At 69.0% G+C, this 25,292-nt stretch carries 21 protein-coding genes and 1 pseudogene; 11 read left to right on the top strand and 11 right to left on the bottom strand.

The features are described 5' to 3' along the window. The first annotated feature begins 16 nt into the window (after positions 1–16). From chvE to ACX28W_RS23200, 6 genes are all read left to right on the top strand, one after another. Positions 17–1,129, top strand: coding sequence for a multiple monosaccharide ABC transporter substrate-binding protein (gene chvE, locus ACX28W_RS23175; protein ID WP_459001096.1), 1,113 nt, complete (start codon positions 17–19; stop codon positions 1,127–1,129). Positions 1,130–1,161: 32 nt separating this feature from the next. Further along, positions 1,162–2,712, top strand: coding sequence for a multiple monosaccharide ABC transporter ATP-binding protein (gene mmsA / locus ACX28W_RS23180; RefSeq protein WP_459001097.1), 1,551 nt, complete (start codon positions 1,162–1,164; stop codon positions 2,710–2,712). Further along, positions 2,709–3,956, top strand: coding sequence for a multiple monosaccharide ABC transporter permease (gene mmsB / locus ACX28W_RS23185; RefSeq protein WP_459001099.1), 1,248 nt, complete (start codon positions 2,709–2,711; stop codon positions 3,954–3,956). Before mmsA ends, mmsB begins: the two co-directional genes overlap by 4 nt. Before the next feature lie 136 nt (positions 3,957–4,092). Further along, complete coding sequence (locus ACX28W_RS23190; RefSeq protein WP_459001101.1) at positions 4,093–5,241, top strand: aldose epimerase family protein; 1,149 nt, start codon at positions 4,093–4,095, stop codon at positions 5,239–5,241. 137 nt (positions 5,242–5,378) lie between these two features. Then, positions 5,379–7,073 (top strand): pyridoxal phosphate-dependent aminotransferase, encoded by a 1,695-nt coding sequence (locus ACX28W_RS23195; protein ID WP_459001103.1) that lies wholly within the window; start codon positions 5,379–5,381, stop codon positions 7,071–7,073. Between the two features lie 214 nt (positions 7,074–7,287). Beyond that, a complete protein-coding gene (locus tag ACX28W_RS23200) occupies positions 7,288–8,553 on the top strand; it encodes an extracellular solute-binding protein (RefSeq protein ID WP_459001105.1) in 1,266 nt (421 codons plus the stop codon). Here ACX28W_RS23200 and ACX28W_RS23205 read toward each other — a convergent pair. Continuing rightward, on the bottom strand, positions 8,465–9,010 hold the full coding sequence (locus tag ACX28W_RS23205; protein WP_459001107.1) for an ATP-binding protein: 546 nt from the start codon (positions 9,008–9,010) through the stop codon (positions 8,465–8,467). The two genes, ACX28W_RS23200 and ACX28W_RS23205, sit on opposite strands and share 89 nt — an antisense overlap. Before the next feature lie 130 nt (positions 9,011–9,140). Between ACX28W_RS23205 and ACX28W_RS23210 the strand changes: the two are divergent. Then, a pseudogene (locus ACX28W_RS23210) lies at positions 9,141–9,976 on the top strand (helix-turn-helix domain-containing protein). Beyond that, positions 9,973–10,155 carry a DUF397 domain-containing protein gene (locus tag ACX28W_RS23215; RefSeq protein ID WP_459001109.1) on the top strand — a complete coding sequence of 61 codons (183 nt, stop codon included), beginning with the start codon at positions 9,973–9,975 and terminating at the stop codon, positions 10,153–10,155. Before ACX28W_RS23210 ends, ACX28W_RS23215 begins: the two are co-directional and overlap by 4 nt. 1,190 nt (positions 10,156–11,345) lie before the next feature. On the opposite strand, the gene ACX28W_RS23220 is transcribed toward ACX28W_RS23215, so the two are convergent. Then, complete coding sequence (locus ACX28W_RS23220; protein WP_459001111.1) at positions 11,346–11,483, bottom strand: hypothetical protein; 138 nt, start codon at positions 11,481–11,483, stop codon at positions 11,346–11,348. A gap of 83 nt (positions 11,484–11,566) precedes the next feature. Between ACX28W_RS23220 and ACX28W_RS23225 the strand changes: the two genes are divergently transcribed. Continuing rightward, positions 11,567–11,734: a hypothetical protein gene (locus tag ACX28W_RS23225; protein ID WP_459001113.1), complete on the top strand. Its 168-nt coding sequence runs from the start codon at positions 11,567–11,569 to the stop codon at positions 11,732–11,734. Positions 11,735–11,797: 63 nt separating this feature from the next. Continuing rightward, positions 11,798–12,565 (top strand): intradiol ring-cleavage dioxygenase, encoded by a 768-nt coding sequence (locus tag ACX28W_RS23230; protein ID WP_459001115.1) that lies wholly within the window; start codon positions 11,798–11,800, stop codon positions 12,563–12,565. A gap of 230 nt (positions 12,566–12,795) precedes the next feature. Here the strand turns inward: ACX28W_RS23230 and ACX28W_RS23235 are convergent, their stop codons facing one another. From ACX28W_RS23235 to ACX28W_RS23250, 4 genes are all read right to left on the bottom strand, one after another. Beyond that, positions 12,796–13,827: a LacI family DNA-binding transcriptional regulator gene (locus tag ACX28W_RS23235; RefSeq protein ID WP_459001117.1), complete on the bottom strand. Its 1,032-nt coding sequence runs from the start codon at positions 13,825–13,827 to the stop codon at positions 12,796–12,798. Positions 13,828–13,895: 68 nt separating this feature from the next. Continuing rightward, complete coding sequence (locus ACX28W_RS23240; RefSeq protein WP_459001118.1) at positions 13,896–14,918, bottom strand: GNAT family N-acetyltransferase; 1,023 nt, start codon at positions 14,916–14,918, stop codon at positions 13,896–13,898. Positions 14,919–15,055: 137 nt separating this feature from the next. After that, positions 15,056–15,967 carry a sulfite exporter TauE/SafE family protein gene (locus ACX28W_RS23245; protein ID WP_459001120.1) on the bottom strand — a complete coding sequence of 304 codons (912 nt, stop codon included), beginning with the start codon at positions 15,965–15,967 and terminating at the stop codon, positions 15,056–15,058. Positions 15,968–16,157: 190 nt separating this feature from the next. Continuing rightward, positions 16,158–16,616 (bottom strand): RrF2 family transcriptional regulator, encoded by a 459-nt coding sequence (locus ACX28W_RS23250; protein ID WP_362073234.1) that lies wholly within the window; start codon positions 16,614–16,616, stop codon positions 16,158–16,160. 67 nt (positions 16,617–16,683) lie between these two features. Between ACX28W_RS23250 and ACX28W_RS23255 the strand changes: the two genes are divergently transcribed. Beyond that, on the top strand, positions 16,684–19,593 hold the full coding sequence (locus ACX28W_RS23255; protein WP_459001122.1) for a beta-galactosidase: 2,910 nt from the start codon (positions 16,684–16,686) through the stop codon (positions 19,591–19,593). Between the two features lie 5 nt (positions 19,594–19,598). Here ACX28W_RS23255 and arfA read toward each other — a convergent pair whose 3' ends face one another. Genes arfA through ACX28W_RS23280 form a run of 5 tightly spaced genes read right to left on the bottom strand, consistent with a single transcriptional unit; the run spans position 19,599 to position 25,282 of the window. Then, positions 19,599–21,104: an arabinosylfuranosidase ArfA gene (gene arfA / locus ACX28W_RS23260; RefSeq protein WP_459001125.1), complete on the bottom strand. Its 1,506-nt coding sequence runs from the start codon at positions 21,102–21,104 to the stop codon at positions 19,599–19,601. Between the two features lie 23 nt (positions 21,105–21,127). Then, entirely contained in the window at positions 21,128–22,093 is a 966-nt protein-coding gene (locus ACX28W_RS23265) for an arabinan endo-1,5-alpha-L-arabinosidase (protein ID WP_459001126.1), read from the bottom strand. Positions 22,094–22,113: 20 nt separating this feature from the next. Then, positions 22,114–22,977: a carbohydrate ABC transporter permease gene (locus ACX28W_RS23270; RefSeq protein WP_459001128.1), complete on the bottom strand. Its 864-nt coding sequence runs from the start codon at positions 22,975–22,977 to the stop codon at positions 22,114–22,116. Further along, positions 22,974–23,915 carry a carbohydrate ABC transporter permease gene (locus ACX28W_RS23275; RefSeq protein WP_459001130.1) on the bottom strand — a complete coding sequence of 314 codons (942 nt, stop codon included), beginning with the start codon at positions 23,913–23,915 and terminating at the stop codon, positions 22,974–22,976. Before ACX28W_RS23275 ends, ACX28W_RS23270 begins: the two co-directional genes overlap by 4 nt. Next, positions 23,912–25,282: an extracellular solute-binding protein gene (locus tag ACX28W_RS23280; RefSeq protein ID WP_459001132.1), complete on the bottom strand. Its 1,371-nt coding sequence runs from the start codon at positions 25,280–25,282 to the stop codon at positions 23,912–23,914. Before ACX28W_RS23280 ends, ACX28W_RS23275 begins: the two co-directional genes overlap by 4 nt. Positions 25,283–25,292: the final 10 nt, after the last annotated feature.

Genomic DNA, 25,292 nt, shown 5'->3' on the forward strand with positions numbered 1-25,292 from the left:
ATCAAGGATGATGATCATGCGTAACCGCAGAGCCGCACTCGCCGCCATAGCCGGAGCCGCTTCCCTCGCCCTGACCCTCTCCGCCTGCGGGCAGAGCGGTGAGGGCGGCAGCGAGGAAGGCGCGGGAGACGCCAAGGACGCCACCGTCGGCATCTCCATGCCCACCAAATCCTCCGAGCGCTGGATCGCCGACGGCGCCAATGTCGTCAAGAACCTGGAGTCCAAGGGCTTCAAGACCAAGCTGGTCTTCGGCGAGGACGAGCCGGACCAGCAGGTCTCGCAGATCGAGAACATGATCACGCAGGGCGTGGACGCGCTGATCGTCGCCGCGATCGACAACAAGTCGCTGAACAACGTGCTCCAGCAGGCCAAGGACGCCGACATCCCGGTGATCTCCTACGACCGACTGATCCTCGGCACCGAGAACGTCGACTACTACGCCTCGTTCGACAACGAGAAGGTCGGCGAGCTCCAGGGCAGCTACATCGTCGACAAGCTCGGGCTGAAGGACGGCAGCGAGAAGGGGCCGTTCAACCTCGAGCTGTTCGCGGGCTCGAACGACGACAACAACACCCGGTACTTCTTCCAGGGCGCGATGAACGTCCTGCAGCCGTACATCGACGAGGGCAAGCTCGTCGTCAAGTCCGGCCAGACCGAGCTGACCCAGGTCACCACCCTGCGCTGGGACGGCGCCACCGCGCAGCGGCGCATGGACGACATCCTCACCAAGTCGTACAAGAGCGGCAAGGTCGACGCGGTGCTCTCGCCGTACGACGGCATCTCCATCGGCATCCTGTCGGCGCTGAAGTCGGACAACTACGGCTCCGCGAGCAAGCCGCTGCCGATCGTCACCGGCCAGGACGCCGAGGTCGCCTCGGTGAAGTCGATCATCGCGGACGAGCAGTCGATGACCGTCTACAAGGACACCCGTGAGCTCGCCAAGGTGGCCTCGAACATGGTCGACGCGGCGCTCAACGACAAGGAGCCGGAGACCAACGACACCAAGACGTACGACAACGGCTCGAAGGTCGTGCCCGCGTACCTGCTGGTGCCGGTGAGCGTCGACAAGGCCAACTACCAGAAGGTCGTCGTCGACTCCGGTTACATCAAGGAATCCGACCTCAAGTAACCGCCCCACCCTAGGGATTGGAAGGCACGACCATGGCGGGACTCGTCCTGGAAATGCGCTCGATCGTCAAGACCTTTCCCGGCGTCAAGGCGCTGTCGGACGTCTCACTGACCGTCCGTCAGGGCGAGGTCCACGCCATCTGCGGGGAGAACGGCGCCGGCAAGTCGACCTTGATGAAGGTCCTCTCCGGCGTCCACCCGCACGGGAGTTACGAGGGAGACATCCTCTTCGAGGGAGAGGTCTGCTCCTTCAAGGACATCAGGGCCAGTGAGCAGCACGGCATCGTGATCATCCACCAGGAGCTGGCCCTGGTGCCGTACCTCTCCATCGCGGAGAACATCTTCCTCGGCAACGAGCACGCCACGCGCGGGCTCATCAACTGGAACGAGACCCTGCGGCACGCGTCCCAGCTGCTGCGCCGGGTCGGTCTCGACGACCACCCGGAGACCCGCGTCACCGACATCGGCGTGGGCAAGCAGCAGCTCGTGGAGATCGCCAAGGCGCTGTCGAAGAGAGTGAAGCTGCTCATCCTCGACGAGCCGACCGCGGCGCTGAACGACGAGGACAGCGGCAAACTCCTCGATCTCATCCTGGAGTTGAAGAACCAGGGCATCACCTCGATCATCATCTCCCACAAGCTGAACGAGATCCGCAAGGTCGCCGACTCAGTCACGATCCTGCGCGACGGGCGGTCCATCGAGACCCTCGACGTGAAGGCGGCGGAGACCACCGAGGACCGGATCATCAGCGGAATGGTCGGCCGCGACCTCGACCACCGATTCCCCGAGCGCACCCCGTACGAGGGGGAGGTGGGCGCGGCCCCGGCCCTGGAGGTCCGCAACTGGACCGTGCACCACCCGATCGACCAGCAGCGCAAGGTGGTCGACGATGTGTCGATCACCGTCAAGCGCGGCGAGATCGTCGGCATCGCGGGCCTGATGGGCGCCGGGCGCACCGAGCTCGCGATGAGCGTCTTCGGACGCGCGTACGGCCGGTACGCGGGCGGCACGGTCCTCAGGGACGGCAAGGAGATCCGTACGAAGTCCGTGCCCGAGGCGGTCGGACACGGGATCGCGTACGTCACCGAGGACCGCAAGCACTACGGCCTCAACCTCATCGACACCATCAACCGCAACATCTCGCTCAGTGCCCTGGGCAAGGTCTCCAAGCGCGGTGTCGTCGACGAGCACGAGGAGCGGCAGGTCTCCGAGGGCTTCCGCAAGTCCATGAACATCAAGGCGCCGACCGTCTTCGAGCCGGTGGGCAAGCTGTCGGGCGGCAACCAGCAGAAGGTCGTCCTCAGCAAGTGGATCTTCGCTGGGCCTGAGGTGCTGATCCTGGACGAGCCGACCCGCGGAATCGACGTGGGCGCCAAGTTCGAGATCTACACGGTGATCGACAAGCTGGCCGCCGAGGGCAAGGCGGTCGTCTTCATCTCCTCCGAGCTGCCCGAACTGCTCGGCATGTGCGACCGCATCTACACCATGGCCGCCGGGCGGCTCACGGGCGAGGTCCCGCGGGCCGAGGCCACGCAGGAAGTGCTGATGCGCCAGATGACGAAGGACAAAGAGGTATCCCGATGAGCACGGATGTGACCGCCAAGACCCCGGCCCCGGCGCCGCCCGGGAAGTCCGGCGGCTCGGCCACCCGCGGCGGCCTGCTCCAGTTGATGCTGGACGGCCTGCGCCGCAACATGCGCCAGTACGGCATGCTGATCGCCCTCGGCCTGATCGTCGCCCTCTTCGCGGTCTGGACCGACGGCGACCTGCTGCTGCCGCGCAACGTCTCCAACCTGGTCCTGCAGAACAGCTACATCCTGATCCTCGCGATCGGCATGATGCTGGTGATCATCGCGGGCCATATCGACCTGTCGGTCGGCTCGCTGACGGCGTTCGTGGGCGCGTTCGCGGCCGTACTGACGGTGCAGCACGATGTGCCGTGGCCGATCGCCGTGGTGCTGTGCCTGCTGATGGGCGCGCTGGCGGGCGCGGTGCAGGGATTCTTCATCGCGTACGGCGGCATACCGTCGTTCATCGTCACCCTCGCCGGCATGCTGATCTTCCGCGGTCTGACGGAGATCCTGCTGGAGGGGCAGACCCTCGGCCCGTTCCCGGGCGGGCTGCAGGATCTCGGCAACGGCTTCCTGCCGGAGACAGGTCCCGAAACCAACTACCACAACATCACGCTGCTGCTCGGCCTCGCCCTGATCGTCTTCGCGGTCCTGCAGGAGGTCCGCGACCGAAAGCGCCAGCAGGAGTTCTCGCTGGACGTGGTGCCCAGGAACATCTTCCTGCTCAAGCTCGTCTCCATCGGCGCCGCGATCCTGGTCGTCACGATGCTGCTCGCCAGCTACAAGGGCGCGCCGATCATCCTGCTGGTCCTCGGTGTCCTGGTGGTCGGCTACGGCTACGTCATGCGCAACGCCGTCTTCGGCCGCCACATCTACGCGATCGGCGGCAACCTTCCGGCGGCGAAGCTGTCCGGCGTCAGGGACAAGAAGGTCACCTTCCTGGTCTTCCTGAACATGGGCGCGCTCGCGGCCCTGGCGGGTATGGCGATCGCCGCCCGCCTCAACGCGGCCTCACCGAAGGCGGGCCTGAACTACGAACTCGAGGCGATCGCCTCGGCGTTCATCGGTGGCGCGTCCATGAGCGGCGGTGTCGGCACCGTCCTCGGCGCGATCATCGGCGGTCTCGTCCTCGGTGTGCTGAACAACGGCATGAATCTCCTCAGCGTCGGCTCCGACTGGCAGCAGGTCATCAAGGGCATGGCCCTGTTGGCCGCGGTCGGCTTCGACGTGTGGAACAAGCGCAAGGTCGGTTCGTAAGTCAGCGAGGACGCTCCGCTGGGAAGCCGTATTCACGCTGCGGGCCGTACGAGGCTGGTCGCGCAGTTCCCCGCGCCCCTTTGGGGCGCGGGTGCCCAGCGGGGCTCCCTTCAACCCACTTCTCGGGAGCCGCTACATGGAACTGAACAGACGTACGGTCATCGCTGGAGCCGCAGCAGCGGGAATGGCCGCCACCGCACTCGGCGGCACGGCACACGCCACGGGAGGCAGGAAGCCGGTGAAGTCGCTCTTCGGCAAGCTCGCCGACGGCACCAAGATCTACAGCTGGTCCCTGGCGAACGGCGGGACGAAGCTCAAGGTCCTGACGTACGGCGGAATCGTCCAGTCCCTGGAGATCCCCGACCGGCACGGCAAGTACAAGAACGTGTCGCTGGGCTTCGACAACATCGAGGACTACGTCGCCTCCAGCCCGTACTTCGGCGCGCTCATCGGCCGCTACGGCAACCGCATCGGCAAGGGTCAGTTCACCCTCGACGGCAAGAGCTACCAGCTCTCCGTCAACGACGGCGCGAACAGCCTGCACGGCGGCGCGAAGGGCTTCGACAAGCGCGTCTGGGACATCGAACCCTTCACCAAGGGCTCCGACGTCGGCCTCTACCTGTACTACACCAGCGTCGACGGCGAGATGGGCTACCCCGGCACCCTCAAGGTGAAGGTCACGTACACCCTCACCAAGGCCGGCGACTGGCGCATCGACTACGAGGCCACCACCGACAAGGCCACCGTCGTCAACCTCACCAGCCACGTCTACTGGAACCTGGCCGGCGAGGGCAGCGGATCGATCTACGACCACGAGCTGAAGATCGCCGCCGCCCGCTACACCCCCGTCGACTCCGGCCTGATCCCCACCGGTGAGCTGGCCAAGGTCGCGGGCACCCCCTTCGACTTCCGCCGCACGAAGACCGTCGGCGAGGACATCCGAGTCGCCCACCAGCAGCTCCTGTACGGCAAGGGCATCGACCACAACTGGGCCCTCGACAAGGGCATCACGGCGAAGCCCGAGCACATCGCGACCCTCAAGGACCCGTCCTCGGGCCGCACGCTGAAGATGGCGACGACCGAGCCGGGCCTGCAGTTCTACTCCGGCAACTTCCTCGACGGCACCCTGGTCGGCACCGGCGGCGCCATCTACCGCCAGGGCGACGCGCTGTGCCTGGAGACGCAGCACTTCCCGGACTCGCCCAACCAGCCGTCGTTCCCGTCGACGGTGCTGCGTCCCGGCCAGACGTACCGGTCGACGACGGTCCACTCGTTCGGCGCCTGACGCCGCCGAGGCCCGTTCGGTTCCCGCCGAAACAGAACTCTTACTAAAGTCACACGAGTTGAACAGCGCCACCTCCGTATCCGTATGGAAGGGCGGCCCGTGCTCCCCCGCACGGGCCACCCAGAGACGGAGGTTCCATGGCCGACAACGTCACCTCGCTGTTCCGCGGCACTGCGGCGCACAGCCCCTCGATGGCTGCGCTGGCACGCGAGAGCGACGGAGTCGGCCCGGTCGACTTCTGTATCCCGTGCAACCCGTACTTCCCCACGCCCGGCATGTTCGACGAACTGTCGGGCCGGCTGCGCGAGATCATCACGTACTACCCGAGTAGCGCCGACACCATCACGGCCGAGCTGTGCGCGCTGCTCCAACTCCCGCCGAGCTGCGTGGCGATGGGCAACGGCTCCACCGAACTGATCACCTGGATCGACCACTTGCTGGTCCGCGAGTCCCTCGCCATCCCCGTCCCCACCTTCGGCCGCTGGACCGACCAGCCGATGGAGACCGGCAAGCGCGTCGACATGTTCCCGCTCCAGGAGTCCGCGGGCTTCGCCCTGGACCCGGCGCAGTACATCGAGTTCATCCGCGCCCGGGGCACCCGTGCCGCCGTCATCTGCAACCCGAACAACCCCGACGGCGGCTTCCTGACCCGCCGCGCCCTCGTCAACTTCATGGACCAGCTCCAGGACCTGGACCTGATCGTCATCGACGAGTCCTTCCTCGAATTCGCCGACGCCGAGAGCGACCCGAGCGTCGTCGAGGAGGCCGTACTGCGGCCCAACGTCATCGTCCTGCGCAGCCTCGGCAAGAACTTCGGGCTGCACGGCATCCGCTTCGGCTACATGGTCGCCAACCCGGCGCTCGCCGGCAAGGTCCGCTCCATGCTGCCCAAGTGGAACCTCAACTCCTTCGCCGAGTTCGTGGTGTTCATGCTCAAGAACCACGGGCAGGAGTACATGGAGAGCCTGCACCTGGTGCGCCGCGACCGGCTCGACATGGCCCGACAGCTCACCGCGCTGCCCGGTCTGACGGTCTACCCCTCGCAGGGCAACTTCCTCTTCGTACGCCTTCCCGTGGGCGCCGAAGGCACCGTGGTCCGGGACCGGCTGCTCACCGAGCACCGGATCCTCGTCCGCGAGTGCGGCAACAAGATCGGCTCGTCCAGTCGCTTCCTGAGACTCGTGGTGCGCCCCCAGACGGACGTGCGTCGCCTGGTGTCCGGCATGGAGCAGGTGCTCTACGGGACCAGGAGGGGAGCCGCCGTACCCGAACTGGGCAACGGGACCAGCTACAGCTCGGGTACGGCGGCCGTCGACAGACTGGTCAGCGAGACGAACGGGGCGGGCATACCGGGACTGGCCGCGCAGGCCGCCGCGATGCAGAGCCTCCCGCCCGCGCAGACCTGGCCGGGTCCGGCCCCGGCCCAGGCCCCCATGGGCATGCCGGGTCTGGTCCCGGCCCCGGCTCCGGCCGCCGCGGCACCGCCCATGATGCCGCCGCAGCCCGCGGCACCCATGCCGATGCCGATGCCGGCGGCCGCGCAGATGCCACAGGCGCCCATGCCACAGGCGCCGATGCCCGCGGCGGCCCAGATGCCGGGGTCGCCGATGTCCGCGGTCGCCCAGGCGCCGGCAGCGGCACCGGCCATGCCGCCCGGTATCGCCCCCGCCCCGGCCGCCGGACTCGGGGCCTTCCAGACCGGCATGCCGGGCCTGCGCAACGGCGGCCTGACCGCCGCCCAGGTCCGGGGCCGCACCCAGCCGGAACCCCAGCCCGCATCCCAGCCCACGGGCTGGCCGGCGGCGGGCGCGGCGTACAACCAGGTCGGCTGAGGCAAGGACTTGCGGTCGAGTACGGCGGTACTCGACCGCAAACCATCCCCCACCCAACTCCCGTCACACGCCTGTGACTTCAGGCCACTCGCGTCACATCCCCGGAACCAGAACGCAACGGCGGCAGCCCTGCGACCCGCCCCCTCCCCCACCTACGATCGAAGCGCTTCGTCTACGCGCGTCATCGCGAGTGGCTGGAACAGAGGTGGGAACCATGCACCGCAGATCCCGGATCATGAGGACGATGACGGCCGCCCTGGCTCTCACGATGGGTGTGAGCGGCTGCGGCGCGGACTCGGCGACGGAGTCGTCGGGCGTGACCCTCACCGTCGTGGCGACGAACTACGGCGACAGCGTCCACAAGAACTCCAGCGGCTACTGGGACCGGGTCGCCCTCGCCTTCCAGGCCGCCCACCCCGACATCCGCGTCGAAACGAAGGTCTACCCCGCCGACACGGTCGACGAGAAGGTCGCCGAGCTGGTGAAGCAGGGCAGGGCACCGGATGTCGTACAGACCGACAGCTATGCCGAGTACGCGGCGAAGGGCCGGCTGTACAGCGCGGACGAGTTGCTGTCGATCTCCGTCCAGGGCGGGTTCGTACCGAGTCTCGCCGAGGCCGGGCAGGTGCGCCGGGTCCAGTACGGTCTGCCGTTCACCGCGAGCACCCGCCTTCTCTACTACAACAAGGACCTCTTCACGACGGCGGGCCTCGAACCCCCCACCACCTGGGACGAACTCGTCGCCTCCGCCCGGGTGTTGAAGGCGCAGGGCGTGCGGTACCCGATCGCGGTGCCCCTCGGCCCGGAGGAGGCGGAGGCCGAGACCCTGATGTGGCTGCTGGCCGGAGGCGGCGGCTACACCGACGACACCGGCGGCTACGCCCTCACCTCCGACGAGAACATATCGACGCTGGAGTGGCTGCGGTCCGCTCTCGTCGCCGAGGGGCTGACCGGCCCGGTCCTGCCCGGCAAACTGAACCGCACCGAAGCCCTGCAGGCCTTCATGGACGGCAACGCCGCGATGGTCAACGCCCCGCTCTCCCTGATGCGCCAGATCGAGGACTCGACACTGAGCGTCTCCTACGGCACCGTCCCGCTCCCGAGCCGTACCGGCCGGGCCGTCCCGACCATGGGCACCACCGACTGGACCATCGCCTTCCGGGAGGCCGGGCACCGCGAGGAGACGGGCAAGTTCCTCGACTTCCTGTACGGCGACAAGTACGTCACCGAGCAGGCAGCCGAGTACCAGTTGCTGCCGGTCACCACATCGGCGAGCACGGCCCTGCGCGCCGACAAGAAGTACCGCCCCCTCTGGAACGGCCTCGACACCCTCGACAACATGGACCTCTACCCCCTCTCCGAGACCAGCTGGTCCCGGGTGACGGAGGCGCTCAGGGCCCAGATCGGCACGTCGGTGGCGCCGGGCGGGGATCCGGCGGCGGTGCTGTCGTCGATCGCGCAGGCGGCGGGCCGAGCCTGACCAGGGACAGCCACCCCGGCAGATCGATCTCGGCCCGGACGGTCTTGCCGGGCGGCTCGCGGTCCAGCACCTCCCAACGGTCGGCGAGCGCCTCGACGAGGACCAGCCCCCGGCCGCTGTCGCCGAGGGGGTGCGGAGGCGGTACGTCACCTGGCCCCGGCGGACGCGGCCCACTGCGGGTGTCGGTCACCTCGATACGGAGGCTGCCCGTGACGAGGGAGAGCCGCAGCTCGAAGTCCCGGCCGGGCACCCGGCCGTGGGTCACCGCGTTGGCGGCCAGCTCGGCGACGATCACGGCGGCGGCGTCGGAGGCGTCCGTGCCGTGCGCGATACCCCAGGCGTCCAGCTGGTTCAGGGCCAGGTGACGGGCGAGGCGGGCACCGCGCGGGGTGGCACTGAGACGCTGAGTGAACGTACGTACGGTAACCGGGTGGTGGGGGGTGGATGGTGCGGTCATGCGTCCAATCTGGCGGTCCGTACCGGGACTTCACCAGGTCGGCGCCGCGTACGCTACTTCGGCGTACACGGTAACGGGGTGGACGGTACTCGTCACTGGGCGTGACCATTGCGGGTGGGAGGTGACCGTGGTGGTCGATGGCGTGGTGGGCACGGGCGGGGAACCGGAGTCGTCCGACAGTCTGCGGACGTTCGGTGCGGTGGTGCAGGCATTACGGGAACACGCGGGCCTGAGCCGCGAGGAGTTCGGGGACCTGGTGCGGTTCTCCAAGCACACGGTGGCGTCCGTGGAATTGGGGCGGAGGATGCCGGATCCGGCGTTCGTGGAGCGTGCGGAGGAGGTGCTGGGGAACACGGGGGCGTTACGGAGGGCGGCGGGGCATCTCGCTCGGCAGCCGGGGTTGGCGGCTTGGTTTCGGCAGTGGGCGCGGTTGGAGGCGATTGCGATCGCCCTGTACACCTATGAGTGCCGGTTGATTCCAGGGCTATTGCAGACCGAGGCGTACGCGCGACAATTGTTCGTCGACGAGTTGCCTCCGCTGGACGACGCGCAGATCGAGGCCCAGTGGGCGGCACGGGCCGAGCGGCAGCGGTTGCTTCGGGAGCGCCCGAACACCGCGTTCAGCTTCATCCTGGAGGAGTACTTGTTCCTTCGGCGCACCGGCGGAGTGCAGGTCACACATGAACTCATCGATCACGTACTGGAGATCGCGCAGTTGCGGCACGTCGAGATCCAAATCATGCCGTTGGTGCGCGAGTCTCACGCCGGGCTGCACGGCCCCATCCGTCTGTCGGAAACCCCTGAGAACAAGTGGTTCGCCTACAACGAAGGCCAGGAGAGCGGGCAGTTGATCTCTGACCCGAAAGTGGTCAGCGTGCTTCAGAGGCGGTATGCCAGGATGCGTCGCAGGCTCTCACCATCCCGGACTCCGTGAGCCTGTTGGAGCGCATGCGAGGAGACCTATGAACACCACCGAACTGACCTGGTTCAAGAGCAGCTACAGCAGCGGCTCCGGTGACGACTGCGTCGAGGTAGCCACCCGCCCCCACACCATCCACGTCCGCGACTCCAAGGACACGCAGGGCCCCCAGCTCACCCTCTCTCCCTCCACCTGGGCCGACTTCATAACGTACGCCGCCAAGTGACCGTCGGGGCCGCCCGCTTCTTTGTCAGTGTCGTGCTTCCACGACCCGAGTAAAGGGCGCTCCGCGTCGGCTACGCCGATCGGCCTGCGGCCGACCCTTGACTCGGCTCGCTCCAGCACGGGTGAGAAGCGAGCGGGCGGCCTGGGGAAAGCGGGGCCCGGGCGGGGTTTGCCGTGAGGCTAGTTGCCCTGCCGGCGGGGGTTGACGGCCGCGATCGCGCCTCGGCGGCACGCCGGGTGGGCTTAGCGACAGACGGCAAGTGGTGGTGCGCGTCGGCAGGGCGGCGGCACGCCGGGTCGGCTCAGCGGCAGACGGCCGGTGGGACTGCGCGATCGCGAGACGGCGGCACGCAAGGTGCGCTTGGGGGCAGACGGCGAGTTGGGGGGTGCGCGCCGACGGGGTTGCGGCACGCCGGGCGGTTCGCGACAGACGGCCGGCGGGGGTGGCACTCCAGCAGAGTGGCGGCACGGCGGGCCCACTTGGCGACTTGCAGCCGGTGGGAAGCTGCGCACGGACGGACGGGCGGCACGCCGGGATGGAGTGGCGGCGGATGGCAGGTGGTCGGGGTGGGCGATGCTCCGGACGGCCAGGAGTCCCCTCCGGGGTACGGTGAGCGGCCCATGTCCCAGTAATTGGCAGATTTGGGCCAGGCCCCGCGAGGAAAACCCCAGGTCAGCAGCCATAGGCGTGGCCCAAATTCCCCAATTGCCCCCCGAAGGCACGGTCAGTGAGGCCGGTGTGGCAGATGAGGGGCCACATCCCTCGTGCTCCAGTCCTCCGCGTGCACCCCGCCCCCCTCGAACCCACCAGCCGCAAGCGGGCAAGCCCACTCGGCGTGCCATCACCCCGCCGACGCGCACCACCCACCGCCCGTCCACCGCCAAACCGCCCCGGCGTGCCGCCACTCTGCTGCAGCGCCGCCCCCACCGGCCGTCCGCCGCTAAGCCCGCCCGGCGTGCAGGCGAGGCGCGACCGCGTCTCCCGTCCACCCCGGCCCGCAGCCCAACCCACCTCACCCGTCGGCAGACCTGGGCCACCCGTCTCTCCGGGCCGCCCGCTCGCTTCTCACCCGTGCTGGAGCGAGCCGAGTCAAGGGTCGGCCGCAGGCCGATCGGCGTAGCCGACGCGGAGCGCCCTTTACTCGGGTCGTGGAAGCACGACACTGACAAAGAAGCGGGCGGCCCCGACGGTCACTTGGCGGCGTACGTTATGAAGTCGGCCCAGGTGGAGGGGGAGAGGGTGAGCTGGGGGCCCTGCGAGGCCAGTTCGGCGGCGTTCATCGCGGCGGGTTTCGGACTGGTCCACGGGCCGGCGTTCGTCTCGCTCATCGGCGACCTCGGCCCGGACCGGCGCCTACCCCGCGTTCCGCATCGGGCCGGCCCTCCTCGGCCCGCTCTTCTCGACGTCCTGGATGCTGGAGCGCGCGACGCTGACCGCCTCCGACCCGTTCGAGGGCGTGCAGTCGTGGCTGGTCGGGCACCCGCTGCTGGTCGCCGTCGTGGTCGCGGTACTCGCCGCGTTCGCCCGGGGCGTCGCTCCACGGGCCGCGGCGCATCAAGCTGTCTCACAAGTAACTTGACGGCCTGTCACTTTGCCGAACTGACAGCCTGCCGACAGCATCCCTTCCTACGGTGCCGTGTCCATGACAGACACTTCGAGAGCAGCACACCCGGTCGGACGCCGCACCGTACTGATCGCCACGGGCGCCACGGCCGCCACCCTGGCCGTGGGCGCCGCCGCGCCCGAAGCCCCCACATCCACCGGGGCGGACACGACGCCCGTCGCCGCGGCGGCCGTCTGCACCCTCACCAAGGAGATGACCGAAGGCCCCTACTACCTCGACGGACAATTCGTCCGCGCCGACATCACCGAAGGCAAGGCGGGTGTCCCCCTCAAGCTGGCGCTCACCGTCGTCGACGACGACACCTGCGCTCCCCTCAGCAACGCGCTCGTCGAGATCTGGCACTGCGACGCGCTCGGCGAGTACTCCGGGTTCGTCGGCAACAACGGCCACGACGAGCCGGACAGCGGCACCTTCATGCGCGGCGGCGTCCTGACGGGCACGGACGGGGTGGCGAAGCTGACCACCATCTACCCCGGCTGGTACCGAGGCCGCTGCATCCACATCCACCTCAAGGTGCACACCGGCGTCACCCTCACCTCCGACGGCTCCTTCACCGGCGGCCAGGAGCTGCACACGGGCCAGCTCTTCTTCAACGAGACGATCACCACGGCGGTGGCCAAGATCTCCCCGTACTCCACCAACACGGTCACCCGCACCACCCTCGCCCAGGACTCGATCTACGACGAAGGAGGCGCCGCCTCCGGCCTCCTCACCCTGACAGCCCTGGGCAGCTCGGCGTCGTCCGGCTACGCGGGCACACTCACCGTCGGCGTCGAGACGAGCTGACCCCGCGCACCTCCCCCCACGGAGACAGGGGCGGCCCCACCCCCATACGGCCTCACCAACCGCCGTACTCGGTAGGGTCGCCCCGCCCCCCAGGCGCACAATCGGCGGACCCGCATCGGTCCCGGTGACCTCGCAGTGGTCCGCAGCATGACGGACCGGATCGCCGACATCCTCGACGTGGCACAAATCTGCCAATCGCCGGTCCACCCGTCCCCGGCCCCCGGCCCGGGTCAGGTGGACTGGCGTACCACCAGGTGAGGTTCGAAGATCACCTTTTGTTCCGGGACGGGGTCGCGGCGGAGGCGGGCGATCATGAGGCGGGCGGTTTCGCGGCCCATCCTCTCGATCGGCTGGTGGACCGAGGTGAGCGCGGGCTCGGAGGCGACGGCGATCGCCGTGTCGTCGAAGCCGATGACCGCGACGTCGCCCGGGACATGCCGCCCGGACTCCCGCAGCACTTCCAGCGCGCCGGCCGCCATGAGGTCGTTGGCGGCGAACACGGCGTCGAGGGTGCCGTCACGGGCGAGCAGGTGCCGCATGGCGGTGACGCCGGAGTCACGGCTGAAGTCGCCGTGTGCGACCGGGCCCTGCGCAAGCCCCGCCTCGGCGAGGACATCGCGGAAGCCCGTCCAGCGGTCGATGCCGGACTGGATGCCCAGCGGGCCGGTGATCACGGCCATCCGGCGCCGCCCGCGCTCGATCAAGTGCCGGGCGGCGTGCCGGCCGCCGTCCTCGTTGTCGAGGTCGACGCCGTAGTCGGGCGTGTAGCCGGTCGGCATCCCGACCATGACCGTGGGCATGCCGGAGGCGTTGAGCCGCTCGGGCAGCGGATCACCCTGGTGCAGCGAGCTGAGCAGGACCCCGTCGACGTGACGTGCCGTCAGGAAGGCCGTCAGTTGCGCGTGTTCCTGTCGGGACTGCGCGATGGCCAGGAGCAGCTGGATGCCCTCGGCGGCCAGCACCGACGTGGCGCCGCGCACCAGGGGCGAGTAGAACGGGTCGTCCCAGAAACCCCGGTCCTCGCTCACGGCCATGACGAAGGCGACGGTGTCCGTGCGCTGGCGCACCAGGGCGCGGGCGGCTTGGTTCGGTACGTAGCCCAGTTCCGCCACGGCGCGCAGCACTGCCTCGCGGGTGGTCTGGCTGACGGGTCCGGAGCCGTTGATGACGCGGGAGGCCGTTCCCCGGCCGACGCCCGCGCGTGCCGCGACTGCCTCAAGAGTCGGCCTGTGCCCCTCGTGCCCGTCGGGTCCCTCCACCATCCAGCCCCCTGCCCCAGTCGTGCCCACCGCCACAAGCTAATCCATACCGACCCGTCGGCACGAGCCCTTCACTGGCCACTTGGCGCATCACCCATGGGGTGGACCGGGCGGATCAACTCCCAGGTGTCGACCGCGAAGTCGAGGGTCATGCCGTGCCGTTCGTACAGAGCGAGGGCGCCGCTGCTGTTGTCGGTGTCCACGCCGAGGCCGATCCGTCGGCGGCCCAGGTCCGCGTAGTGCCCGAAGGCGTGGCGCAGCAGGAAGCCGCCGAGGCCGCGTCCTCGGGCCCGGCTCAGGACACCGAGGTTGCCGATCCAGGCCGTGGTGGCACGGTCGTTGTGGGTGCGCAGCACGGCGGCGTCACCGAGACCGTCGACATGCGCGATCCAGATCAGTGACCAGTCGGCGCGTTCGGCGTCGATGTCGTGCAGCCACTGTTCGTACGTGCGCGGCTGGAAGTCGAAGTGGTCGGCGAAGGATTCCTGGAGCAGTGCGTGGGCGCGTCGGCGGTCCGGTTCGGTCAGACAGGGGCGCAGTGTCACGCCCGGCGGTGGGGGCGGCGACGGGTCGGCGGGGGCGGAGAGGGGACGGGTCATGACGTTGTAGCGGCGGACCTGGCGCCAGCCTCGTCCGCGCAGTGCGTCCAGGTCCGTCGTGGGGGCGATGTTGAGGTGCAGGTGTGTCACCGCTCGCGCCGCCCCGTTGGCGGCTGCCCGCTCGGCGGCCCGGGTCTCCATCAGGTCGAACAGGTGCAGCGCGCCTTGCGGCTGGTCGGGCAGCGCGTAGTGGTCCATGTCGATCCGCTCGCCGCCGGAGTCGTCCCACAGCAGGCCGTACCCGATCAGCCGGTCACCGTCGAGCAGCAGCCAGGAGTCGCGCTCCAGGTCCACCTCGGGATGCTTCAAGTCGGACTGGATCTCGGTCAGTTCGGTTTCCTCGCGGCCGATTTCCAGCAGGTCGATCTCGTTGAGCAACGTGCACACCGCCGCCGCGTCGTCGAGCGTCGCCGGGCGCACGGTCAGGCCGGGAGGAAGAGGAACGGGAAGGGGAAGGGGGATGGCGGGCGTGGCGGGGATCGTCGGCGTCGTCATGGGGCCACTGTCCGGCGCCGCGTGCCCCGCCCGCAACGGAATTCCCGGGGGCCGCCCTCAAGGACGGCACTCTGGCCGAGTGCCCCCTAGGTGACCGTCACCGCCCTGTCCGCGGCGAAGCCCGCCCGACCCGCGCCTCAGGCCGCCACCGGCTCCCGCTCCTCGACAGCGCTCGACTCCTCCGCCTTCTCCTTGCGGTACGCGCGGATGGAGTACGTCAGGGCGGCGGCCCACAGGGCGTAGAGGAGGACGTAGACCGGGGTGCTGACCGCCCCGGACGCGTCGAGCCAGTCGCTCTTGAGGAGCGTACGGACGTTGGTGACGATGATGACGCCGCCGACGGCGGAGCCGAGAACGCGCGGCGGGACCAGGCGGACCAGCCAGGCGGCGACGGGCGCGGCGACCAGGCCGCCGAGGAGGAAGGCGAGAACCCAGCCCCAGTTCAGGCCCTGGGAGCCGAGGGAGAAGAGGAAGCCGAGGCTGGCGGCGATGGCGACCAGGAACTCACTGGTGTCGATGGAGCCGATCACCTTGCGTGGCTCCATCCGGCCGCTGGCCAGCAGGGCCGGGGTGCCGACCGGGCCCCAGCCGCCTCCGCCGGTCGCGTCCAGGAAGCCGGCGACCAGGCCGAGGGGCGCGAGGAACCGCTTGCGCAGCGGCTTGCCCAGGTTGCCCTTGGGCATGCCGCGGAAGGTGAAGCGGGACATGACGTACAGGCCGAGGCCGAACAGGATCAGGGACATCGCGGGCTCCGCGACCTCCGTCGACAGCTTGGAGAGGACCGTCGCGCCCAGGAAGGAGCCGACCGCGCCCGGTACGCCGATCTTGGCGACGACCTTCCAGTCGACGTTCCCGAAGCGCCAGTGCGAGGCGCCGGACATCAGCGTGGTGCCGATCTCGGCGAGGTGGACCGTGGCCGAGGCCATGGCCGGGTTGGTCCCCATGGCCAGCAGCAGGGTGGTGGAGGTGACGCCGTAGGCCATGCCCAGGCTGCCGTCCACCAGCTGGGCGCCGAGGCCCGCGAGGGCGAGCAGTATCAGCGTGCGCATGGGATCCGTTCCGTCGCTCCTGGATTCCCTACCGGTCCGGTAGGGATGAACGGGAGGTGACGGTAGGCGCCGAAACTGAGGACAGCCTGAGGATGGGATGAGGAACGTTCACAGGCGGAGCGAGATCGTCCGCAGAAAGCCGCTGTCCAGGAAGCGGTACGGAAAGCTCTACGCCAGCTCTACGGCAAGACTACGGGTTCTCCCACGACGCCGGCTCCGCCGCCAACTCCCGTACCGGCTCCGGCAGCGCGTCCGCCGCGATGTCCGCGAGCGTGACGCCCTCCAGGATCCGCCGCACATTGGCGCGCACCGCGATCCACAGCGGCAGCAGCGGTTCGGCGGGGCCGGTGTAGGTCAGCTGGGTGGGCCGCTCGCCGCGTACCGAGACGATGGGCCCGTCGACCGTACGGATGACATCCGCGACGGTGATCGTGTCGGCCGCCCGCGCGAGCAGATAGCCGCCGTTGCCGCCCCGTCGGCTGGTGACCAGTCCGCCACGCCGCAGATCGCCCAGAATTCCCTCCAGGAACTTGTGCGGAATGGACTGCGCGAGGGCGATGGTCTCCGCCTTCACGGGCTCCCCGTCCTGTCTGAAGGCGAGCTCCAGAACCGCCCGTACCGCGTAATCCGCCCGCGCCGAAATCCTCATACGACCATTGTGAACGTATCGCTGTGGACAATGACCACACCCGCGCCGCTGTCCCTGGGAGCCCCGCATGGTGTTGAGCAGACGTACCTTCAGCGCACTCGCCGGCACCGCCGCGCTCGGCATCTCCCTCGGCAGGAGCGGGGGCGGAGCAGGCGGGGGCGGTAGTGCGTACGCCGCCGACCGGCACACCGTCGGCTTCGACAAGTACTCGATGCTGATCGACGGAGAGCGCGTCGTCCTGTGGTCCGGCGAGGTCCACCCCTTCCGCCTGCCGAGCCCCTCCCTGTGGCGGGACGTGCTGCAGAAGCTGCGCGCCCACGGCTACAACGCGATCAGCATCTACGTGTCCTGGAACTACCACTCCCCCGCCCCCGGACAGTACGACTTCACGGGCGTCCGCGACCTCGACCTGTTCCTGCGCACCGCCGCCGAGACCGGCCTCTACGTCATCCTGCGTCCCGGCCCGTACATCAACGCCGAGGTCGACGCGGGCGGCTTCCCCGGCTGGCTGACCGTCACCAAGGGCACCGCCCGCACCTCCGACCCGACCTATCTGTCGTACGTCGACGAGTGGCTGACCGCCGTGAACCGCATCGCGGTCCGGCACCTCCACACCGACGGCGGCGGCACGATCGTCCTCTACCAACTGGAGAACGAGTACGGGAACCACATCACCAGCCCCCTCGGCCTCGACTACATGGCTCACCTCTACGCCAAGGTCCGCGCCGACGGCATCGACGTGCCGCTGTTCCACAACGACAAGGGCCGGAACGGGCATTGGACACCCGGCACCTTCGACACGGGCGGGGAGAGCGGGCGTTATCTGTACGGCTTCGACGGCTATCCCTCGCCCTTCGCCCCGCCGCCCGACTGGGGGTACTTCGGCATCGGCGGTACGAAGGGCGGGTCGACGGCGAGTCCCGACACCCCGGGTTTCGTGCCCGAGTTCGGCGGCGGCTGGTTCGATCCGTGGGGCGGAGTGGAGTTCGACGGGAAGGGGTACGCCGAGTCGGCCCGGACCCGCGACGCGGCGTACGAGCGGCGTTTCTACCTCACCAACCTCGCCAACGGCATCAAGGTCCACAACGTCTACATGACCTACGGCGGCACGTCCTGGGGCTGGCTGCCCGCACCATGCGTCTACACGTCGTACGACTACGGTGCCGCCCTGGACGAGGCCCGCAGGCCCACCCCGAAGCTGGTCCCGATGCACCAGATCGGGCAGCTCCTGCACTCCGTGCCCGACCTCGCCAAGCTGGACCGGGCCGAGGACGTGGCGGCGACGGACCCGAACATCAAGGTCTACCACCTGGTCAACCCGGACACCGACGCGCATGTCTACGTGCTCCGCAACGACGGTACCCAGCAGGCGAGTTCGGCTCTCCCCTTCTCCGACCTGCCGGTCACGCTCCCCGGCCTCGACGCCCGGCTGCTCGCCACGGGGATCACCCTCGGCCGGCGAAAACTGCGCCACTCCACCGCGCAGCCCATGCTGTGGCTGGCCGCGGGGCGCCAGGACATCGCCGTACTCACCGGCCCCGCGGGGACGACGACGGAAACCGCCCTGGAGTGCGCGAACGAGCCGACGGTGACCGTGCTGGAGGGGTCCGCGACGTGCACGTACAAGGGTGGGGCGCTGCGTGTCGTGGCCCAAGTCGACGGACTGACACGGGTGTTGATCGAGGGCGGCGGCGCCTCCGCGCCCCTTCTGCTGCTGCTCGCCGATGACGAGACCTCCGCGCGGCTGTGGCGGTACGACACCCCGTCGGGCCCGGTGCTGGTGTTCGGCCCGGCGCTGCTGCGCACGGCCGCCCTGCGCGGCACCACCGTCCACCTCACCGGGGACACGGTCGAGGCGGCGGACCTGGAGGTCTGGGGGCCGCGCGGGATGAGTGAAGTGGTCTGGAACCAGGGGACGTCGCGGACCCGCACCACGGCGTCCGGGAGCCTTCGGGTCGAGCAGCGGCTGCCCGGCGTGCCGAGCGTGCCGCTCCCCGCGCTGGGAAGCTGGCGCCACCGCGCCGAAAACCCCGAGTCCGCCGCCGACTTCGACGACTCGGCCTGGAAGGTCGCAAACAGGACGTCCTCGTACAGCACCACCCCCGTACCGGCCGGGCAGCCCGTCCTCTTCGCCGACGACTACGGCTTCCACTACGGCGACGTCTGGTATCGGGGGCACTTCGCGGACGCGGGCGGCGCCGAGTCGGTGTCCCTCTCGTATGTCTCGGGTACGCAGGGGCTGCTGATGGCGTGGCTGGACGGGAAGCCGCTGGGCACGCACCGGATGCCGGTGCCGGACAAGAAGACGGTCCGGCAGGGGACTTGGACGGGTACGGCCACCTTTCCCGTACAGGACGGGGACGGGCCACGCGTTCTCTCCGTCCTCGTGCGCCGTATGCAGCACGACATGGACGGCGCGGTGCGGGACACGCACAAGGCGGCCCGCGGACTGACCGCCGCGACCTTCGACGGCGCCGCCCCCGAGGTCACCTGGCGGATCCAGGGGGCGGCGGCGCCCGATCCCGTGCGCGGGCCGCTCAACCACGGCGGGCTGTACGGGGAGCGGCACGGCTGGCATCTGCCGGGGTTCGCGGACGGCGGCTGGCAGATCGTCGACTTCCCGCGGGCGGCACGGGGGCAGGGCGTGGCCTGGTACCGGACCGGGTTCCGGCTCGCCGTCGACCCGGCCGTGGACGCGTCGATCGGGCTCACGTTCACCGACGATCCGGGCCGCGCCTACCGCGTCCAGATCTTCCTGAACGGCTGGAACATGGGTCAGTACATCAACGACGTGGGCCCCCAGCGCACCTTCGCCCTGCCGAACGGCATCCTGAACACACGGGGGCTCAACACGCTCGCTCTCGCCGTCCTGTCCGACGGAACCACGCCCTCGGGTCCGGGCGGGGTACGGCTGACGCTGATGGGCAGCGCGGCCGGAGGAGTGCCGGTGACGGCGGTGGACTCCCCCGGCCGATGACCCCTTCAGCCGAGCCTGATCACATTCCAGGACAGCGGCTCCAGGACGGCGGTCAGGGTGCCGTCCTGGAGGGTGGTTCCCTCGACGGGGTGCGGGGTGACCCGGTCCTGGTCGTCGAGGGTGTTGGTGGCGTCCGGGTCGGCGTCGGCGAGCGCGCTGTGTTCGACGACCGTCGTCAACCCGAGCCGGTTCAGCGCGACTTCGAGTGGCAGCGGCTCGGTCTGGCTGCGGTTGACGGCGAAGACGGTGACCGAGCCGTCGTCGGCGCGTACGGCGGTGGCGTGCAGCAGGTCCGTCTCGCCGTACTTCTTCGTCTCGTACGTCGGTGACTCGACGCGTACGTCGAGGACCTGGCCCCGGCCGTACTTCGAGGCCTGGGAGAAGGGGAAGAACGTCGTCTGGCGCCAGGCGGGGCCGCCCGGCTCCGTCATGATCGGGGCGATGACGTTGACGAGCTGGGCCAGGCAGGCGACGGTCACCCGGTCCGCGTGCCGCAGCAGCGCGATGAGCAGGGAGCCGAAGACCACCGCGTCCGTGACGGAGTAGACGTCCTCCAGGATGCGCGGGGCCTCCTGCCAGTCCTCGACCGGGTGCGGGTTGGGGCGGCTCTGGTACCAGACGTTCCACTCGTCGAAGGAGAGGTTGATCTTCTTCTTCGACTTCAGCCGGGCGCCCACGTGGTCGCAGGTCGCCACCACGTTCTCGATGAACGACTCGGTGTCGACGGCGGAGGCGAGGAAGGAGTCCCGGTCGCCGCCTGTCTCCTCGTAGTAGGCGTGGAGGGAGATGTAGTCGACCAGGTCGTACGTCTCCTGCAGTACGGTCGCCTCCCACGCGGCGAACGTCTCCATGTTCTGACCGGAGGAGCCGCACGCGACGAGTTCGAGGTCCGGCTCGATCTGGCGCATCGCCCGCGCGGTCTCGGCGGCGAGACGGCCGTACTCCTCGGCGGTCTTGTGGCCGGTCTGCCAGGGGCCGTCCATCTCGTTCCCGAGGCACCACAGCTTGATGCCGAACGGATCCTTGTCACCGTGCGCCACCCGCAGGTCCGAACGGGCCGTTCCGGCGGGGTGGTTGGCGTACTCCTGGAGTTCCAGGGCCTCGGCGACTCCGCGGGTGCCGAGGTTGACGGCCATCATCGGCTCGGCCTGTGGGCCGACCTTGTTCACGAAGGCGATGTACTCGGACAGGCCGAAGCGGTTCGTCTCCGTCGAGCGCCAGGCGAGGTCCAGGCGGCGGGGGCGGTCCTCCACCGGGCCGACCGAGTCCTCCCAGTTGTAGGCGGAGACGAAGTTGCCGCCGGGGTAGCGGAGGGCGGTGACGCCGAGTTCGCGGACCAGCTCCAGCACGTCCGTGCGGAGGCCTTCGGCGTCGGCCGTCGGGTGGTCGGGCTCGTAGATGCCGGTGTAGACGCAGCGGCCGAGGTGCTCGACGAAGGAGCCGAAGAGACGGGGGTTGACCTCGCCGACCGAGAAGGCGGGGTCGAGGGTGAAGCGGGCGGTGCGGGACATGGGTTCCTTTCCGAAGAGGTCGGTCACTTGAGGACGGGCCAGCCGTCGCTGCTCCAACTCAGCTTGTTCAGCCCGAGCTTGGGGGTGCCGTTGTCGTCGCCGTCGTAGTAGTGGTACGCGAGCCAGTCCTGGCCGTTGGCGCGGAACACCGACTCCCCGCCGGTGCCGAAGTACTTGCCGTGGCCGGCCAGGAGGAGGTCGCCGCCGCCTTGGAGCAGGGGCGTGCCGGTGCTGTCGACGTACGGGCCGGTCACCGACGTCGACCGGCCGACCTTGATCTTGTAGGTGGAGTTCACGCCCGCGCAGCAGGCGTCGTACGAGGCGAAGAGGTAGTGGTAGCTGCCGTGTTTGACGATGTACGGGCCCTCGACGGCGTACGGAGCGTCCGGGCGCGTCGCCAGGTGGTGGACCGTGGCGCCCGCGACGGCCTTTCCGGTGCTTTCCTTCAGTTCGACCATGCGGATGCCGGTCCAGTACGAGCCGAACGTCATCCACAGCTTGCCGTCCGCCCTGATCAGGGCCGGGTCGATGGCGTTCCAGGAGTCGGTGGTCTCGGACGTGAAGACCTTGCCGTGGTCGGTCCAGGTGCCGGGCATACCGGTGGTGGAGGTGGCCACGCCGATCGCGGAGTGGTTGGTGCCCCAGGAGGAGACGGCGTAGTAGAGCCAGTAGCGGCCGTCGCGGTACGAGATGTCGGGGGCCCAGGGGTCGCCGGTGTCGTTGTACTCGTACCACCAGGAAGGCGGCTCGGCGAAGGCGTTGCCCGCGTCGTCCCAGTGCCGCAGGTCCTTGGAGAGGCGGGCTCCGATGATGCCACCGGTGGAGTACGCCACGTAGTCGCCGGACTTGAGGTGGATGACCGTGGGGTCATGGATGATCTGTTGGCCGGTGAGGGGCAGCGGGTCGGGGTGGTCGGCGGCCTGGGCGGTGGCCGGGAGGAGGGCGAGGAGGGTGGCGGCCAGGACTGCTGCGAGTCTGAAGCGCTTCAACTGCGTATCTCCTGACGAAGTTACTGGCCCGCGAGGCCGGTGTGCGCGACACCGGCCACGATCTGGCGCTGGAAGAAGACGAAGACGATGATCAACGGCAGGCCCGCCATCAGGCCGCCGGCCATGAGCTGGGCCCACTGGATGCCGTAGGAGTTCATGACGGTCGCGATGCCGTTGGGCATGGTCATCAGGTCGGGGTTGTTGGTCACCATGTACGGCCACAGGAAGTTGTTCCAGGACGCGATGAACGTGAAGATGCCGACGGCGGAGAGGGACGGGCGCGACAGCGGGACGATGATGGTGAAGAAGACCCGCCAGCGGCCCGCGCCGTCGATGAAGGCGGCCTCCTCCAGCTCCCTCGGAATGCCCTGGAAGAACTTGTAGAGGATGTAGACCATGGCGGCGGGCGCGCACTGCGGCAGGATCATGCCCCAGTAGGTGTCGACCATCCCCATCTGCTGGACCGTGGTGAAGAGGGGCACGCCGAGGACGGCGGGGGACACCATGAGCCCGGTCATGACGAGGCCCATCAGAACGCCCTTGAAGCGGAACTCGGTGCGCGCGAAGCCGTATCCGGCGAGTGCGCTGACCAGCAGCACGATGGCCGTGACGCAGATGGAGACGACGAGCGAGTTCACGAACCAGTTGGTGATGTTGCCGGTCTCGAAGATGGCCTTCCACCCCTGTACCGTCCACACCTCCGGCAGCCAGTGCGGCGGCACCTCGACGGCCTCGGTCTCCGACTTGAGGGAGGTGAACAGGGCCCAGGCGAGCGGTGCCAGAAAGACGACGGAGACGGCGACGCCGAGGAGGGTGAGGACGATCTGGCTGGGCGTCCACGCCCTGCGGGGCTTGGTACGTATCTGCGCTGCGGCGGTGGTCATCGGCCACCCTCCTCACGGTTGCGCAGCAGCCACATCCGCGCGAGGGCGACGGCCGCGATGATCACGAAGAAGATGATGGAGATCGCGGAGGCGTAGCCCACGCGGTAGCTGGTGAAGCCCTCTTCGAGGGTGTACTGCACGAAGGTGCGGGTCGATCCCTCGGGGCCCGGCCCGAAGTCCTGGATCACGACGGCCTGGTCGAAGACCTGGAGCGAGGCGAGGATCTGCAGCGCGATGACGAGGCCCGTGATGTTGCGCAGCATCGGCAGGGTGATGTGGACCATGCGGTGCCAGGCGTTCGCGCCGTCCAGCTTGGCGGCCTCGTAGAGGTGTGCGGGGACGCCCTGGAGCGCGGCGAGGTAGAGCAGAAAGCTGAAGCCGACCGTCCACCACAGGGTCGTGATGACGACGGCGAGCATCGCGTACGACTTGTCGGTGAGCCACGGCGTGTCGACGCCGAAGACGTAATTCACCATGCCCGTACCGGGGTTGAACAGCCACTGCCACAGGTTGCCCGCGACGGTGGACGGCAGCAGGAACGGCATGAAGAAGCAGAGTCGCCACAGCCATTTGCCGCGCTCGATGTGGTGGGCCAGCATCGCGAGGAGGAAGGCGAGCACGGTGATGCAGGGCACGACCAGGAGCGTGAAGTACGCGCTGTGGCCGAGCGAGTCCCACATCAGCGGGTCCTGGAGGGCCTCGCGGTAGTTGTCGAGGCCGATGAAGCTCGCGCCGTCGCCGGAGATGTTGGCGTCGGTGAAGCTGAGGTAGAGGCCGCGCAGCAGCGGCCAGATCACGAACAGTGCGAACAGCACGAGGAACGGGGCGACGAACCAGCCGCCGTGCTGGAAGCCCTGCTTGCGGCGGACGGTGGCGCTCTGCGCGGCGGTCTTCGTCCGCGCAGGTGCGATGACCGTCTCAGCGCTGGTCGTCGTCATGCGACCGCACCTCCCTGCGCGGCGGTCTTGCCGTCCATCGGGTTCTTCATGGTGAGCAGTTGGGCGAGCGCGCCCTTCATGCGGCGGGCGGCGGCCTCCGGTTTGGCGGAGCCCATCGTCGAGGAGACGACGATGGGGCCGACGCGCTGGGCGAGGATGCCGGTGGACCCGGCGAACCACACCTTGGGCTCGGTGGCCTGGTGGTCCATCGCGGTGACGTACTCGTTCTGCGGGGTCAGCTTCTTGTACGCGGCCGTGGACAGGGTCGAGGTGTACGCGGGAATGTGTCCGCCGGCCGCCCACTGCTGGGCGTGCTTGACGACGTAGGCGGCGAGTCGGTGCGCGGCCTCGTTGGCGGCGCCGCCGCGGTCGGACTGGTGCGGCAGGACGAAGGAGTGCGACTCGGCGTGGGTGGCCTGTTTACCGAAGACGGGCGGCAGCGGGGTTGCGCCGTAGTCGAGTTTCGCGCCGGAGTAGACCGGGACCGACCAGTTGCCCTCCCAGGCGAAGGGGGCGCCGTTGATGAACTGTTCGGCGCCGGCGGTGCCCGCGAAGCTCGGGTTGGCGTACCCGTCGGTGATGTGCCGGCGCAGGAACTCCAGGACCTGGGTGGCCTTGTCGGTGTCGAAGGTGACCTCGGTGTTGTCGGCGTTGAACCAGGTGCCGCCGAGCTGGGTGTAGAAGGCGACGAAGAACCACCACTGGAAGTTCTGGTCGTTGACCCACAAGCCGATGGTCTGCAGCCCCTTTTTCGTGGCCTTCTTCGCCTTCTTCAGCACGTCGAACCACTCGTCGACGGACGCGACCGGCGCCATCCGGCCGTCGTCGTCGAGCAGGCCCGCCTTCTTCAGTACGTCCTTGCGGTAGAAGCAGAGCTGGACGTGGATGTCGAGCGGAAGGGCGTAGAGCTTGCCGTCGATGACGGCGCGCTTCCACAGGGCGGGGTTGAAGTCGGCCTCCCGTACGCCGTACTTGGCGAGCAGGTCGACGTCCCAGGGGTCCAGGAGGCGGCCCGGCGAGAAGCCGGTGACGCGGCCGAGGTGCATGACGCCGAGGTCCGGGGCGCGGTTGCCCGCCGCGGCCATGGCAAGTTTGGTGTAGAAGGGGCTGCCCCACTGGAGGGTCGAGTCCTTCACGTCGATGCCGGGATTCTCCTTACGGAAGGCGTCCAGCATCGCGATCATGTTGTAGCCGTCGCCGCCGCTGAAGAGATTCCAGTAGCGGACGCGGGTGCTCGCGCTGGAGGCGAGCGCGTCGGCTCCGGTGCCGAGCGCGGCGAAGCCGAGGCTGCCGGCCACCGTCAATCCGCCCAGCCCGGCCAGGATGTGCCGACGGTTCAGGTGTCCGTGTAGGTCAGGTCGTCCCATGCCCTGCCCT

It is taken from the genome of Streptomyces sp. SD15 (assembly GCF_054462255.1).

Bases quoted from the DNA above. Each gene is read 5' to 3' on its own strand.
- chvE (WP_459001096.1), top strand. From the start codon at position 17: ATGCGTAACCGCAGAGCCGCACTCGCCGCCATAGCCGGAGCCGCTTCC.
- mmsA (WP_459001097.1), top strand. From the start codon at position 1,162: ATGGCGGGACTCGTCCTGGAAATGCGCTCGATCGTCAAGACCTTTCCC.
- mmsB (WP_459001099.1), top strand. From the start codon at position 2,709: ATGAGCACGGATGTGACCGCCAAGACCCCGGCCCCGGCGCCGCCCGGG.
- ACX28W_RS23190 (WP_459001101.1), top strand. From the start codon at position 4,093: ATGGAACTGAACAGACGTACGGTCATCGCTGGAGCCGCAGCAGCGGGA.
- ACX28W_RS23195 (WP_459001103.1), top strand. From the start codon at position 5,379: ATGGCCGACAACGTCACCTCGCTGTTCCGCGGCACTGCGGCGCACAGC.
- ACX28W_RS23200 (WP_459001105.1), top strand. From the start codon at position 7,288: ATGCACCGCAGATCCCGGATCATGAGGACGATGACGGCCGCCCTGGCT.
- ACX28W_RS23205 (WP_459001107.1), bottom strand. From the start codon at position 9,010: ATGACCGCACCATCCACCCCCCACCACCCGGTTACCGTACGTACGTTC.
- ACX28W_RS23215 (WP_459001109.1), top strand. From the start codon at position 9,973: ATGAACACCACCGAACTGACCTGGTTCAAGAGCAGCTACAGCAGCGGC.
- ACX28W_RS23220 (WP_459001111.1), bottom strand. From the start codon at position 11,483: ATGAGCGAGACGAACGCCGGCCCGTGGACCAGTCCGAAACCCGCCGCG.
- ACX28W_RS23225 (WP_459001113.1), top strand. From the start codon at position 11,567: ATGCTGGAGCGCGCGACGCTGACCGCCTCCGACCCGTTCGAGGGCGTG.
- ACX28W_RS23230 (WP_459001115.1), top strand. From the start codon at position 11,798: ATGACAGACACTTCGAGAGCAGCACACCCGGTCGGACGCCGCACCGTA.
- ACX28W_RS23235 (WP_459001117.1), bottom strand. From the start codon at position 13,827: ATGGTGGAGGGACCCGACGGGCACGAGGGGCACAGGCCGACTCTTGAG.
- ACX28W_RS23240 (WP_459001118.1), bottom strand. From the start codon at position 14,918: ATGACGACGCCGACGATCCCCGCCACGCCCGCCATCCCCCTTCCCCTT.
- ACX28W_RS23245 (WP_459001120.1), bottom strand. From the start codon at position 15,967: ATGCGCACGCTGATACTGCTCGCCCTCGCGGGCCTCGGCGCCCAGCTG.
- ACX28W_RS23250 (WP_362073234.1), bottom strand. From the start codon at position 16,616: ATGAGGATTTCGGCGCGGGCGGATTACGCGGTACGGGCGGTTCTGGAG.
- ACX28W_RS23255 (WP_459001122.1), top strand. From the start codon at position 16,684: ATGGTGTTGAGCAGACGTACCTTCAGCGCACTCGCCGGCACCGCCGCG.
- arfA (WP_459001125.1), bottom strand. From the start codon at position 21,104: ATGTCCCGCACCGCCCGCTTCACCCTCGACCCCGCCTTCTCGGTCGGC.
- ACX28W_RS23270 (WP_459001128.1), bottom strand. From the start codon at position 22,977: ATGACCACCGCCGCAGCGCAGATACGTACCAAGCCCCGCAGGGCGTGG.
- ACX28W_RS23275 (WP_459001130.1), bottom strand. From the start codon at position 23,915: ATGACGACGACCAGCGCTGAGACGGTCATCGCACCTGCGCGGACGAAG.
- ACX28W_RS23280 (WP_459001132.1), bottom strand. From the start codon at position 25,282: ATGGGACGACCTGACCTACACGGACACCTGAACCGTCGGCACATCCTG.